This window comes from Lentihominibacter sp. (assembly GCF_046951855.1).
Lineage (GTDB): Bacteria > Bacillota > Clostridia > Peptostreptococcales > Anaerovoracaceae > Lentihominibacter > Lentihominibacter hominis.
Window position 1 is genome coordinate 37,809 of sequence record NZ_JBKTXS010000016.1, and the last position, 12,547, is coordinate 50,355.

Consider the following 12,547-nt stretch of genomic DNA (forward strand, 5'->3'; position numbering starts at 1 on the left):
GAATGTACAAAAATAAAAATGGAAACAGGAATAATATATGTGGTGAGAAGATACGTGTATTGAGGACTGTACGTGGATCTAATATGTCTCAGAGAGCGCTTGCTGATAAAATGCAGCTTCTGGGAATAGATCTGGATAAAAATGCTATTCAGAGGATAGAGTCAGGCCAGAGATTCATTACTGATATAGAATTGAAAAGTTTTGCGGATTTTTTTCATATAAGTGTGGATGAATTATATAAAAACTAATTAGACTAATTTTACTTTTCAAAAACTTGGAAGCTATCTGGTGCGATATTTTTTTTATAAAAAGCAGATAATAAAAGGGAAAACAAGAGAGGAGAAAAGTGATGAAAAAGACAAGACTTTTTCTGGCAGCAATTCTTTGTGTGTCACTCTTGGCTTTTGCCGGATGCGGAAGTGATGACAATAACGGAAACACTGACGCCAGCGACGGAACCGTAACGGAGAAGAATGTCGACAGAAACGACGACAATAAATCTAAAGACGATGATTCCTTAACTGATGATATGGCAGATGGCGCAAGAGATGCTATCGATGATGTTGAAGACGGAGTTAATGATGTCAAAGACGGTATCGACGGCAATGACAGAACAGATGCTACCAAGGAAACAAATAACAAGTAAAAGTTTACAGCATAAAAGGTGGCATTGCCACCTTTTATGCTGTAAAATGAGATTAATACATATGAGAGGAACATCTGATGGGAAAACGTAAGAAAAAAAAGAGGTTATCGGGAGTACTGAGCAAACATAGAAGAGGATTCGGATTTGTCAAATGTGGCGGATTTGACAGCGATATATTTATAGCCGCAGATTCTATGAACGGTGCCATGAATGATGATGAAGTAGAAGTAGATCTTATTCCGGAGTATCTGTGGAGAGAATCTCCTGAGGGAATAATAACTAAAATTCTTAACAGAAAAACATCTGAAGTTGTGGGAACTTTTGAAAAGAGTAAAAAGTTTGGTTTTGTCGTCCCTGACAGTAAGAAATACAGGGAAGATATTTTTATAAGAAAAAAAGATTTTTCAGGAGCAAAAAAAGGAGATAAAGTAGTTGCTCAGATAACCAAATATCCTGATAAACATAATAATGCAGAAGGAAAAATAACAGAAATAATTAGCAGAGCCGGGCAGCCGGGCGGAGATATTAAGGCTCTTGCAAGAAGTTATGATATGAGAGAGACGTTTCCCAGTAAGGTGAATGCAGAGGCTAAGGCGGTAAAACGTAAAGGCATAACTTTTGATGAGTTGAAGAACAGAAGGGATCTTCGCAGTAAAAAGATATTTACCATAGACGGAGAAGATTCCAAGGATTTTGATGATGCTGTATCTATAGAGCTTCTCGATAACGGGAATTATCTTTTAGGAGTGCATATTGCAGATGTTGCGCATTATGTGAAGGAAGACGGACCTCTTGATAAAGAAGCCTTGAAGCGCGGAACAAGCGTGTATCTTTTGGATCAGGTTATTCCTATGCTGCCTAAAGAACTCTCTAATGGCATATGCAGTTTGAATCCTCATGAAGACAGATTGACTTTATCTGTAGATATGGAAATTACTCCTGCAGGAACGCTTGTAAGGCATGAGATATATGAAAGTATTATAAATTCAATAGAAAGACTCATATATGATGATGTGTCAGATCTTATAGAGAAAAACGACAGTAAGGTGAGCGAAAGATATGTTCATATAAAAGATGAATTGTTTATGATGCAGAATCTTGCGGTAAGGCTTTCTAAAATAAGACATGACAGAGGAAGCCTTGATTTTGATTTAGATGAGGCTTATATAACGCTTGATGAGAGCGGTATTCCTGTAAATGTGGGTATCGCGGAGCGAAGAAGCGCGAATAAAATGATAGAGGAGTTTATGCTTCTGGCAAATGAAACTGTCGCTGAACATTTTTTTTGGTTGGAAACGCCTTTTGTATATAGAGTTCATGAAAAACCCGAGGCAGATAAAATTGAACAGCTTAAGATTTTTTTAAGAGGGTTTGGCATTGTTTTGAGAGGGAATGCAGGAGGTATGTATCCTAAAGCAATAAGTTCTGTATTGGACGGTGTAAAAGGTAAAGTAAATGAACGAGTTGTTAATTCTGTTGCTCTTAGAGCTATGCAGAAAGCGTATTACAGTACTGAGTGTCAGGGCCATTTCGGTCTGGCTTTAAAATATTATTGTCATTTTACTTCACCTATAAGGCGTTATCCTGATCTTATAATACACAGAATAATAAAGAGATACCTGAAAGAAGGAATTACATCTAAAACAGCAAGGCATTACAGAAAAAAGGCTGAGTATGCGTCAGAACAGTCCTCTCTTATGGAGAGAAAGGCAGTTGATGCCGAAAGAGAGGTCGAAAAACTAAAAAAAGCGGAATATATAAGTTATCATGTGGGAGAGTTCTTTGACGGAATAATAAGCGGTGTAACTAATTTCGGAATATATGTGCAGCTTGAGAATACTGTTGAGGGACTTGTGAGAATAGATGAACTCAAAGATGATTATTATGATTACCACAAAGAAAAATACGCCCTCATAGGAAGACGTACCAATAGAGCCTACAAATTAGGCGATGAAATTTCCATTATTGTAGATTATGTTGATCTTGACAAGCGAGAAATTAATTTTTTGATTGCAGACCGCCTGTAATACTTATAGCAGAAAGTGCATCTCCTGCTTCATCTATAAAGACCGGCTTTGAAGCTATGTCACCAAGAGACAGAATTCCCACTATTTTAGAGGCTTCCACAACAGGAAGCCTTCTTATTTGGTGTGAAGAAAAAAGAAGCGCTGCATCGTGGATACTCATATCCGGTGAAACAGTAACGGGATCATTTGTCATTATATCTCGCGAGGTCATACCGTCTATCTGTTTTTCAGCGAGAACTCTAAGAACCAGATCTCTGTCTGTTACTATACCTTTAAGATGGCCTGCGTCATCACATACGGGAAGACTTCCCACATTATCTTTTCTCATATGGGAAGCGATCTGTGATATTGGCGTATTTTCACTTACACATGTAATGTTGGTACTCATAAGATCTTTGACTTTCATTTTACTGCCCTCCTATATATCTATATAGATAGGATTGCCACAATGTAAAAGAATTATCACATGAGTAAAGATGGTATTATCGGTCACGTCCCCAGAAAGTTTTGCTGAAAAGTATTATTATTGTAAAGAGTTCCAGTCTTCCTATGATCATCAATCCGCTGAGATACACTTTGAGAACCGGATGGAATGCAGAAAAATTTCCTAAAGAGGCTGTTTCGCCAAAAGCAGATCCTGTATTGGAAAGCATCGCAAGGGCAGAAGTGATAGTGGATTCCAGATCCAGACCCTGAAATGAAAGTATAAATGATGAAACCAGAAATATAACCATATATGTGCAGATAAAAGCTGATATGGAAGACACCACAGGGGCTGAAACAGGACGTTTTCCTATTTTGACAGCTACTACAGATCGGGGATGTATTCTTTTTATACATCCTCTCCAGATGAGTTTAAGCATAATGATTACTCTTACAACTTTTATGGAGCCTGAAGTGGACGAAGCACAGCCTCCGATGAACATCAGTATCATAAGTACAAGTTGACACATTGAAGGCCATGTCATATAAGGAGAGCGAGTATATCCTGCAGTAGTGCCCATACTGACTACCTGAAAAAAGGAATCACGCAGAGCAGATCCGGGACTGCTTCCGTTGACATACATGAGGCTCAATGTACAAAGAACAGTAGATACAGCCATTATAATCATGAATGCTCGCAGCTCAATATCCTTAAAGAAAAAGGAAAATTTACCGGTTATAAGATAGTGATAAAGTACAAAGTTTAGGGATGATAACACACAAAATGAGGAAATGACTATCTCTACATAAAGGCTGCTGTAATAAGCAATACCTGTAGGGTGAACCATAACACCTCCTGTGCTGATGCTGCCCATGGAATTTATGACTGCATCAAAAAAAGGCATTTTTCCGGATAGCATTAAGAGCGTTATTTCGATCAGGGTAAGTGAAATATAGGTTATATATAGTATCTTTGCCGAGTCACTCATGCGTACTGTCATTTTTCTCAGAACAGGTCCGGGGGTTTCGGCTTTCGCTATTATCTGGCCGTTTATTCCTAATGCAGGAAGAATAGAAATGACAAACAGGAGTATCCCCATACCGCCAACCCAGTTGGAGATGGCTTTCCATAAAAGCATTCCTCCGGAGAGAAGCTTTCCGGAAACAGCCGTGCATCCTGTTGTAGTAAAACCTGATGTAGCTTCAAAGAATGCATCTACATAATTATCTGTAAAACCTGAGAGATAGTAGGGGAAAGCGCCTATCAGAGAAGCAAGTATCCAGCATGCAGCAACGACTATATATCCTTCACGGGCTCTGAATTTGATTTTATGGGATTTTATTAGAACTGCTGTCAGAGTACCGAATATTATTGAGCAGGGAGAACATATTCTAAATGCATGTGATGCGCTTATATCTCCTGTCTGCTCGGAATATATCCATGGTATCACCATAGATATACCGAGAATAAGAATTATTATCCCTAAGATTTTCACTATAGCTTTATAATTCAGATTTGGGGTATACATTTTAAAAATCTCCTAACGGTCGGGGTTCCAGAATCTTGGAGTCAGAATGATAAACAGAGTATAAAGTTCCAGTCTTCCTGCCAGCATATATATCGAAAGTAAATATTTTGAAAGAGGGGACAGAACCCCGAAGTTCTGAACAGGCCCCACCATACTGAATCCCGGACCTGTATTTCCTATACAGGTTATGACAGATGAGAAACAAGTCATCATATCAGCATTTTCCAGTGAAATGACAAAGGCCCCGGCAAATATCATTACAATATACAAAAATAAGTGATTTACGATTGCCGATACAGTATCACTCGGCATATTTTTACCGTTAAGTTTTATCGATTCGACAATATTAGGGTGAAGTCTTGTGGATATACCTCTTTTTATCAGTTTCAATACTACAAGTATTCTTATAACCTTGATACCGCCTCCGGTAGATGATGAACAGCCGCCGATAAACATAAGCAGAAGAAGGATCATCTGGCATACTATAGGCCATGTTTCGTAATCTGCTGTGATGAATCCTGTTGTTGTAAGTATGGAAGATACTTGGAATACAGAATCGCTGAAGGCAAGCTTTACAGAATCATATTGGCCGCTTGCCAGCAGACAGATAAAGATAAATACAGAAGAAAATACAAATATAAGTAAATATAGTTTAAATTCGGAATCTCTTGTAAAAGCTTTTATACCTTGCTTGATGGAATGATAATACAGGTTGAAATTCACTCCGCATAAAAACATAAAAACTGTGATAACCATACGTATGTATGTACTGTCGAAGTGACCGACGCTGTCGGAGTAATTAGACAGACCGCCTGTGCCGACAGATCCGAAAGAATTTATCAGAGCATCGTATAAGCTCATTCCTCCAAACATGAGAAGTATTGTTTCCAAGACTGTAAAAAAAAGATAAATAGTATAAAGTGTTTTGGCAGTATCAGACATTTTTGGCGTAACTTTATCCAAAGAAGGCCCGGGCGCCTCGGAAACTGCGATGTTCTGGCCGCTTATTCCCAGAGACGGCATAAGCGCTATTGCAAAGATTAGTATTCCCATACCGCCTATCCAGTGAGTAAAGGATCTCCAGAACAATATACCTTTAGGAAGCAATTCCGGTTTTGCCAGAACTGTTGAACCGGTAGTGGAAAAACCTGAACATGATTCAAAAAAGGCATCGGCAAAATGTGGGATACTGTCTGTTGCAATAAAAGGGATAGAACCTAATATGGCAGATATGAACCAGCATAATGTGACTATTAAAAATCCATCTCTGACTTTGAGCTGCTGAGTTTGTTTTTGACACAGTTTCATGAGAAGCATACCAATAAGACTTGCTATCAGCATTATGAGAAGGAATGGTATATATATGGATGAATCATCATATATAAAGGAAACAATAACTGACGGAAGCATCGAAAGGCCGACTACAGCCAGTACGATGCCGATTATTCTTAGTATTGAACTGAGACTTAGATTCATAAATTCACCTGTTTACCTTTTGAGAAATCCCAGCTTTCCTGTATCTTTCAGGAGTGTTTCTGTGATAGCTCTGTCTCTCAAAAGGCTGAGAAGAATAATCCTGTCATCTTCGTGGATTTCAGTATCACCATTGGGGATTATAACGTCACTGCCTCTGTGTATGGCAGCTATTATGATACCTTCATGAAGTTCAAGCTCGCAGATAGGGGTATCGAGTATACTCATATGGGGAGTAGCGATGATTTCCATAAGTTCGGCCTGACCTTCGATGAGATGAGAGGACAGTATCTTTTGTGAACCGAGAACAAAGTGGAGTATATTACTGGTAGTTATGTCAAGAGGATTGAGAGCCATGTCTATGCCCATGCGGGAAATTATCTCGGCGTAGCTTGTCCTGCTGACCTTGGCAATAACGTCTTCAATACCATGTTGCTTTGCTGTCAAGGCGAGAAGAAGATTATCTTCGTCGAATCCCGTAACAGTTACTACTGCATCCATCATATCCAGATTTTCCTCTTCAAGGAGGGTAAGGTCTGTAGCATCTCCGTGAAGTATCATAACATCTTCAAGGTGAGTTGAAAGATAATGACATCGTTTTTTGTTCATCTCTATGATTTTTACAGCAGCTCCGAATTCGGACAGCATCTCAGCGAGATAAAAGCCTGTTTTCCCTCCTCCTATTATCATAACTTTTTGCAGATCAGTATATTTACCTCTTTCATGTACTTTGGCATTGAGAGACAGTATGGGAGCTTTTTCTCCTATAACATAAACGAAATCTTCGTCTTCTATGACCTCATCTCCATGAGGTATAATGACTTTGCCGTTTTTCGATATAGCGACTACAAGCATATTGGGTAGTATTTTAGGTATCTCTCTCATGGATTTTCCAATCAGCCGAGGGTATCTGTCTACGGAAAATTCTACGAGAGAAACTTTCCCGGATGAGAATATACCGTTACTGAGAGTATATTTTTCTGCAAGGTATTTATAGATCTCAACCGTTATACCTTGATCAGGGTTAACAATATGATCTATTCCCATGGATTCTTTGATAAAATTAATCTGCTGCATGTGTTCGGGGTCTCTTATTCTTGCTACTACTTTGCTGCAGCCCAGACGTTTTGCGAATGAAGCTATTACTATATTTGCTTCATCGTTGCCTGTAGTTGTAATGAGGAAATCGTATGAATCAATATCCAGTTGTTTTAATATTTTTATTTCCTTGGCGTTTCCGTTTATGGTCATGACATCTATTTGAGAACTGATTTTCTGTAAGAGATTCTCATCAGTATCTACGATGGTGACCGAATGATCGCCGCCGAGCAATGCTTTTGCTACACTCATTCCAAGCTTGCCGGCGCCGACTATTACTATTTTCATAACTTCTCCTCTGTATCTATCCATATATAATCAAACATAATAATTTTACCACTTCTTATGCGGATTTCAACATCTAATTGCAAGAAGCCTGCAAATGCATTAAAATATTATAGAAAATATCGGAACGAGGTGAAGGGAAAAATGAAGATAAAGAGGTTTATATGTGGGATGCTGGAGAGCAATGGATATGTGATATATCAGCAAGACGGAGCGGATTGCTATGTAATAGACCCTGGATATGGTCCAAATGTATTTAAGGACTTCATAAAAGAACATTCTCTTTATTTAAAGGGAATACTTCTGACGCATTATCATTATGATCATGTAGGGGCGGTACAGAAACTCAAAGATTTTTTTGATTGTCCAGTATATATGCATCGATATGATTGTGACCTATATAAAAAGGATGTGGACGTATATCTGGAAGATGGTGATATCATATACCTTGATGGGGAAGCCATCAGAGTGATAAATACTCCAGGACATACGAAAGGCAGTGTATGTTTTTTCAGTGAAAGGAGTAAGCTGGCTTTTACAGGGGACACTGTTTTTAATGTAGATCTTGGCAGGACAGATCTTGAGAGTGGGTCGGAATCGGATATGCGAAAGAGCATACATGATATTGTTGATACATGGGGAAACGATATTATGATATATCCGGGACACGGGGATGGCTGTACTATGAAAACAGTAAGGAAGATAAACAGAGAATTCATTGATATAGTGAATGAGAGGTAATTAAATGGCTGTAAAACTGATAGCTCTTGATATGGATGGAACAACGCTCAATGATGACGGGATAATAAGCAGGCGAAACAGGGAGGCTTTGAACAGAGCAGCGAGAAAAGGTGTGAATATAGTGGTGGCTACAGGGCGTCCTCGTTCCGCCCTTCCAAAAGATGTTTTTGAGATATCGGCTATAAGATACGCGCTTACATCTAATGGAGCGAGGATAACGGATCTCATCGAAGAAAAATCTATTTATGAGAACTGCATGTCATCGCTGGCTGCAGAAAGCGCTGTCAGACTTCTGCAGGAGTATCACTATGTTATAGAATGTTTTATAGATGGAGTGGCCTATATAGAAAAAGAGTATTATGAAAAAGTGAAAAAATCGGGGAAGAGTTTCCGCAGCGTCAGTTATATTCTGAACACCAGAAATCCGGTTGAAGATATATATAGTTTTATTTTGGAACATAAGAATTCTATAGAGAATATAAATGTAAATTTTGAGGATACGTCAGAAAAGCCGGCGATGAGAGAAAAGCTGATGACTATTCCGCAGGCTACTATAACCAGTTCTTTTAATCATAATCTTGAGATAGGGGGTGCCACTACCAGTAAAGCAGAAGCTTTGAAACATATGTGCAGGATGATGGGAATAGATCAGAAGGAAATGATGGCTGTAGGAGACAGCCCTAATGATATAGCGATGCTGAAAGCTTCAGGGCTTCCGGTGGCTGTGGGAAATGCCAAAGATGAAGTTAAAGCCGTGGCAAAGTATATAGCTCCGACAAATCATATGGACGGAGTGGCAGATGCTGTAGAAAAATTCGTGCTGAAAGAATAAACATCGCTGTTAAAGAAGAATTACTTATGAAAAGGATCCGTAGACAGATCCTTTTTTTGTTGCACAGATAATATTCATAATAAATACAAAACTTGTCCTTAAACATAATAAATGTCTTTTAATATCAGCATTTTTTATTATATAGGATAAAAATATATGGATAAATTTGTAAAAAATGTGTTGACACAAAACAAATGGCATACTATCATATATGTAAAAATATGGAAAAAGGAGGAGCCTATGAACAATCTGGAACTTGGACGGGCAGGGGAGGAAGCTGCGGCAAAAATTTTGGAATCGGGAGGATATAAAATCCTAGATCGTAATTACAGATGTACTTCGGGAGAAATAGATATTGTAGCTGAAAGAGATTTAGAAATAAGTTTCATAGAGGTTAAAACAAGAAGAAATTACAGATATGGAAGACCATGTGAAGCTGTAAATCAGATAAAAAAGAAGCATATAAGAAATGCTGCTATTTCTTATTTAAAGGAGAAAAACAACGGAAGAATTTTTTACAGAAAAATAAATTTTGATATTATGGAAATCGTAGTAGAACATATGAAGAATGTGTTCTGATGAAAATAAAGGGGTGAGAAGGGATGCTTTCCAAGATAAGGACAGCAACGCTCAAAGGGATAGATGGCTGTGTGGTAACTGTAGAAGCTGATATACACAGAGGTCTTCCTCTATTGACGGTAGTAGGCCTTGCTGACGTTACAATAAAGGAGGCCTGTAAACGTATCAAACCGGCTATAATAAATTCAGGATATAGTTTTCCTAATGAAAGAGTGACGGTTAATCTGTCGCCTGCAGGAAAAAGAAAGGAAGGAAGTCATTTTGATTTGCCCATCGCTGTGGCAATAATATCTTTGCAGCATGGAGGTATTGATATACGTGATACCGCTCTGATGGGGGAGGTATCACTGGATGGAAAAATAAATCCTGTAAACGGGATCTTACCACTTGCTTTGAGTGTGAGAAAAGCAGGAATTAAAAATATAATTCTTCCGCTCAAAAATGCTCAAGAGGCATCGGTTTTAAAAGATATAAATGTATTTCCTGTTACAGATCTGTGTCAGGTTACAGATCATATTTTCGGAATAGAGAAAATAAAGGTATATAGATGTAATGAAATATCCGGAAATAAAAATGAGAACAGAGATTTTTCTCAGGTTATAGGGCAGGAAACTGCCAAAAGGGCGGTGACTATCGGAGCTGCCGGAAATCATGGAATATTGATGATAGGAAGCCCTGGGTGTGGGAAAACTATGATAGCTAAACGTATACCTACGATAATGCCGGAACTCACATATGAAGAAAAACTTGAGATCACAGGGATATACAGTGTTGCAGGGCTTCTGAAACAAGGTCAGGCCATAGTAAGTGAGAGGCCCTTCAGAGATCCACATCATACGACTTCAAAAGCGGCATTGATAGGTGGAGGAAAGAAGCCTCGGCCGGGAGAATTATCTCTGGCTCACAGAGGAGTGCTTTTTTTGGACGAATTAGGAGAATTTGAAAGCAGTGTTATAGATACCATGAGGCAGCCCGTAGAAGATGGCTTTATAAGGATAAAGCGTCAATCTGATGAGGTGATATTTCCCTCAAAAGTAATGATAGTAGCTGCCGCCAATCCATGCAGATGCGGCAATTTATGGGATGAGAAAAAAGTTTGTACATGCACAGACAGACAGCTTGATAATTATATGAAAAAACTTTACGGACCTTTTTCCGATAGGATAGATATGCATATAAAAATGAGTCCTGTTGAAGGAAGTGAGATAATAAACGCAGGAAGGGCAGTACGTGTGATGTCATCAAATCAAATGAGAAAAAAAGTAAATGATGCGGTGGCTTTGCAGCGTGAAAGGTATCGAAATACAGTGTATGAAAATAACGGGAGTCTGGATGAGCGAGGTATAAAACAATTTTGTATGCCTGACACAAATGGTTTGAAATTGATGTCGGAAGCCTATGAGAAAATGGGGATATCTATGAGAGCTTACGGCAAACTTTTGAAAATATCCAGAACCATAGCAGATCTTCAGCAGGACAGAGAAATAAGAGAAGAACATGTGGCCGAAGCATTGATGTACAGAATATCTTCCGTAAGAAATCAGGGTATCCGAAGGTTTTGAAATATTAGGGAGGTTGGAATATGAAAAGAAGTATAAAAAATATAGAAAGAATAACGCCGGGTATGCATCAATATCCTCAGCTTTTGAAAGAAATATGCGATTATCCTAAAGAGCTTTTTTGCAGAGGAGATATTTCTCTGTTGAAAAAGAGGTGTGTAGCAGTGGTGGGTTCCAGGAATACTACCGTATATGGAAGGAGTACAGCTGTCAAATTTTCCGGGCAGCTGTCAAGAGCCGGACTTGCTGTCGTAAGTGGTATGGCAAAAGGTATAGATACTTGCGCTCATAGGGGAGCGCTTGATGTTGGAGGAAAGACAATAGCAGTCTTGGGCTGTGGCATAAATGTATGCTATCCCAAATCAAATCTTGAATTGAAGAATGATATAGAAGAAAAAGGTCTTGTGATATCTGAATATTCTCCGGATACAGTTCCGCAGAGATACTTTTTTCCACAGAGGAACAGAATAATAAGCGGTCTTTGTGAGGTGACGATAGTGGTTCAGGCAGGAAACAGCAGCGGAGCTCTTATTACAGCAGAGTGTTCTGCGGATCAGGGACGTGATGTTTGTGCTGTCCCGGGGAATGTGGACAGTCAATATAATATGGGAAGCAATAAATTGATAAAAGAGGGCGCGATACCTGTGCTGAGTCCCGGCGATGTCTTTGAGCTGCTCGGAGTAAATACGGAAGATGACAAAGAAACAGAAGAAATATTGGGGAGCACGGAGAGATGTATTTATTCTGCGTTGAAAAAACATGGAGAATTAAGACTTGATCAGCTTTGTGAGATCTTGTCAAAACCACCTTCATACATTGCGGGAATTGTAACTGTAATGGAAATGAAGGGCTTTGTTTTTTCGAATCTTGGAAAAATTTTTATTGCAAAAGGATAAAAATATACATATAATCAAATACTAGAAGCTAAACTTAGGTAAAAAGGAGGGGTCTTCATGGCTGCAGCAAAAAAAATACTGGTAATTGTCGAGTCACCATCGAAGGCTAAGACAATAGGGAAATTTTTAGGGGGACGTTATAAAGTCATTGCTTCGGTGGGACATGTGCGTGATCTGCCTAAAAGTAAGCTGGGCATAGATATAGAGAATGATTTTGAACCCCAATACATATCGATAAGAGGTAAAGGGGATATAATAAAAGAATTAAAGAAAGAAGCCAAGAATGCATCTAAAGTCTATCTTGCAACTGACCCGGACAGAGAAGGAGAAGCTATATCTTGGCATTTGGCGTTTTTGCTGGGAATAGATGCAGCAACGCCTTGCAGAATTGTGTTTAATGAAATAACCGAAAAAGCAATTAAGGATGCGATAAAGAAGCCGAGACCTATAGATCTGAGT

General features: G+C 38.8%; 13 protein-coding genes. 9 read left to right on the forward strand and 4 right to left on the reverse strand.

Going from position 1 to position 12,547, the window contains the following annotated elements:
- Window positions 1-2 precede the first annotated feature (2 nt).
- The 3 genes from ACLR96_RS05920 (at window position 3) to rnr (ending at window position 2,673) form a co-directional block, all read left to right on the forward strand.
- The gene (locus ACLR96_RS05920; protein WP_187525244.1) at window positions 3-248 is read left to right on the forward strand and encodes a helix-turn-helix domain-containing protein; all 246 of its coding nucleotides are present in this window, start codon (window positions 3-5) and stop codon (window positions 246-248) included.
- A 101-nt stretch (window positions 249-349) separates the two neighbouring features.
- Window positions 350-646 (forward strand): hypothetical protein, encoded by a 297-nt coding sequence (locus ACLR96_RS05925; RefSeq protein ID WP_187525245.1) that lies wholly within the window; start codon window positions 350-352, stop codon window positions 644-646.
- Between the two features lie 77 nt (window positions 647-723).
- The gene (gene rnr, locus ACLR96_RS05930) at window positions 724-2,673 is read left to right on the forward strand and encodes a ribonuclease R (protein ID WP_177269192.1); all 1,950 of its coding nucleotides are present in this window, start codon (window positions 724-726) and stop codon (window positions 2,671-2,673) included.
- Here the strand turns inward: rnr and ACLR96_RS05935 are convergent.
- The 4 genes from ACLR96_RS05935 to trkA all read right to left on the reverse strand — a co-directional run bounded on the left by ACLR96_RS05935 (window position 2,645) and on the right by trkA (window position 7,484).
- Window positions 2,645-3,079 (reverse strand): CBS domain-containing protein, encoded by a 435-nt coding sequence (locus ACLR96_RS05935; RefSeq protein WP_177269194.1) that lies wholly within the window; start codon window positions 3,077-3,079, stop codon window positions 2,645-2,647. The two genes, rnr and ACLR96_RS05935, sit on opposite strands and share 29 nt — an antisense overlap.
- A gap of 76 nt (window positions 3,080-3,155) precedes the next feature.
- Window positions 3,156-4,625, reverse strand: a complete 1,470-nt coding sequence (locus ACLR96_RS05940) for a TrkH family potassium uptake protein (RefSeq protein WP_177269196.1) — start codon at window positions 4,623-4,625, stop codon at window positions 3,156-3,158.
- Window positions 4,626-4,637: 12 nt separating this feature from the next.
- Window positions 4,638-6,101: a TrkH family potassium uptake protein gene (locus ACLR96_RS05945; RefSeq protein ID WP_177269199.1), complete on the reverse strand. Its 1,464-nt coding sequence runs from the start codon at window positions 6,099-6,101 to the stop codon at window positions 4,638-4,640.
- A 12-nt stretch (window positions 6,102-6,113) separates the two neighbouring features.
- Entirely contained in the window at window positions 6,114-7,484 is a 1,371-nt protein-coding gene (gene trkA, locus ACLR96_RS05950; RefSeq protein WP_177269201.1) for a Trk system potassium transporter TrkA, read from the reverse strand.
- Window positions 7,485-7,625: 141 nt separating this feature from the next.
- Between trkA and ACLR96_RS05955 the strand changes: the two genes are divergently transcribed.
- The 6 genes from ACLR96_RS05955 to ACLR96_RS05980 form a co-directional block, all read left to right on the forward strand.
- A complete protein-coding gene (locus ACLR96_RS05955) occupies window positions 7,626-8,222 on the forward strand; it encodes an MBL fold metallo-hydrolase (protein ID WP_177269203.1) in 597 nt (198 codons plus the stop codon).
- A gap of 4 nt (window positions 8,223-8,226) precedes the next feature.
- Window positions 8,227-9,054 carry a Cof-type HAD-IIB family hydrolase gene (locus ACLR96_RS05960; RefSeq protein WP_177269205.1) on the forward strand — a complete coding sequence of 276 codons (828 nt, stop codon included), beginning with the start codon at window positions 8,227-8,229 and terminating at the stop codon, window positions 9,052-9,054.
- A gap of 240 nt (window positions 9,055-9,294) precedes the next feature.
- Window positions 9,295-9,633: a YraN family protein gene (locus ACLR96_RS05965; RefSeq protein WP_177269207.1), complete on the forward strand. Its 339-nt coding sequence runs from the start codon at window positions 9,295-9,297 to the stop codon at window positions 9,631-9,633.
- 23 nt (window positions 9,634-9,656) lie between these two features.
- Window positions 9,657-11,195, forward strand: a complete 1,539-nt coding sequence (locus ACLR96_RS05970) for a YifB family Mg chelatase-like AAA ATPase (RefSeq protein WP_177269209.1) — start codon at window positions 9,657-9,659, stop codon at window positions 11,193-11,195.
- A gap of 20 nt (window positions 11,196-11,215) precedes the next feature.
- Entirely contained in the window at window positions 11,216-12,088 is an 873-nt protein-coding gene (dprA, locus tag ACLR96_RS05975) for a DNA-processing protein DprA (protein ID WP_177269211.1), read from the forward strand.
- Between the two features lie 57 nt (window positions 12,089-12,145).
- A partial coding sequence (locus ACLR96_RS05980; protein ID WP_412265425.1) for a toprim domain-containing protein occupies window positions 12,146-12,547 on the forward strand: 402 nt, incomplete at its 3' end.

Coding starts and splice junctions, on each gene's coding strand:
- ACLR96_RS05920 (WP_187525244.1), top strand. CDS start 3: ATGTACAAAAATAAAAATGGAAACAGGAATAATATATGTGGTGAGAAG.
- ACLR96_RS05925 (WP_187525245.1), top strand. CDS start 350: ATGAAAAAGACAAGACTTTTTCTGGCAGCAATTCTTTGTGTGTCACTC.
- rnr (WP_177269192.1), top strand. CDS start 724: ATGGGAAAACGTAAGAAAAAAAAGAGGTTATCGGGAGTACTGAGCAAA.
- ACLR96_RS05935 (WP_177269194.1), bottom strand. CDS start 3,079: ATGAAAGTCAAAGATCTTATGAGTACCAACATTACATGTGTAAGTGAA.
- ACLR96_RS05940 (WP_177269196.1), bottom strand. CDS start 4,625: ATGTATACCCCAAATCTGAATTATAAAGCTATAGTGAAAATCTTAGGG.
- ACLR96_RS05945 (WP_177269199.1), bottom strand. CDS start 6,101: ATGAATCTAAGTCTCAGTTCAATACTAAGAATAATCGGCATCGTACTG.
- trkA (WP_177269201.1), bottom strand. CDS start 7,484: ATGAAAATAGTAATAGTCGGCGCCGGCAAGCTTGGAATGAGTGTAGCA.
- ACLR96_RS05955 (WP_177269203.1), top strand. CDS start 7,626: ATGAAGATAAAGAGGTTTATATGTGGGATGCTGGAGAGCAATGGATAT.
- ACLR96_RS05960 (WP_177269205.1), top strand. CDS start 8,227: ATGGCTGTAAAACTGATAGCTCTTGATATGGATGGAACAACGCTCAAT.
- ACLR96_RS05965 (WP_177269207.1), top strand. CDS start 9,295: ATGAACAATCTGGAACTTGGACGGGCAGGGGAGGAAGCTGCGGCAAAA.
- ACLR96_RS05970 (WP_177269209.1), top strand. CDS start 9,657: ATGCTTTCCAAGATAAGGACAGCAACGCTCAAAGGGATAGATGGCTGT.
- dprA (WP_177269211.1), top strand. CDS start 11,216: ATGAAAAGAAGTATAAAAAATATAGAAAGAATAACGCCGGGTATGCAT.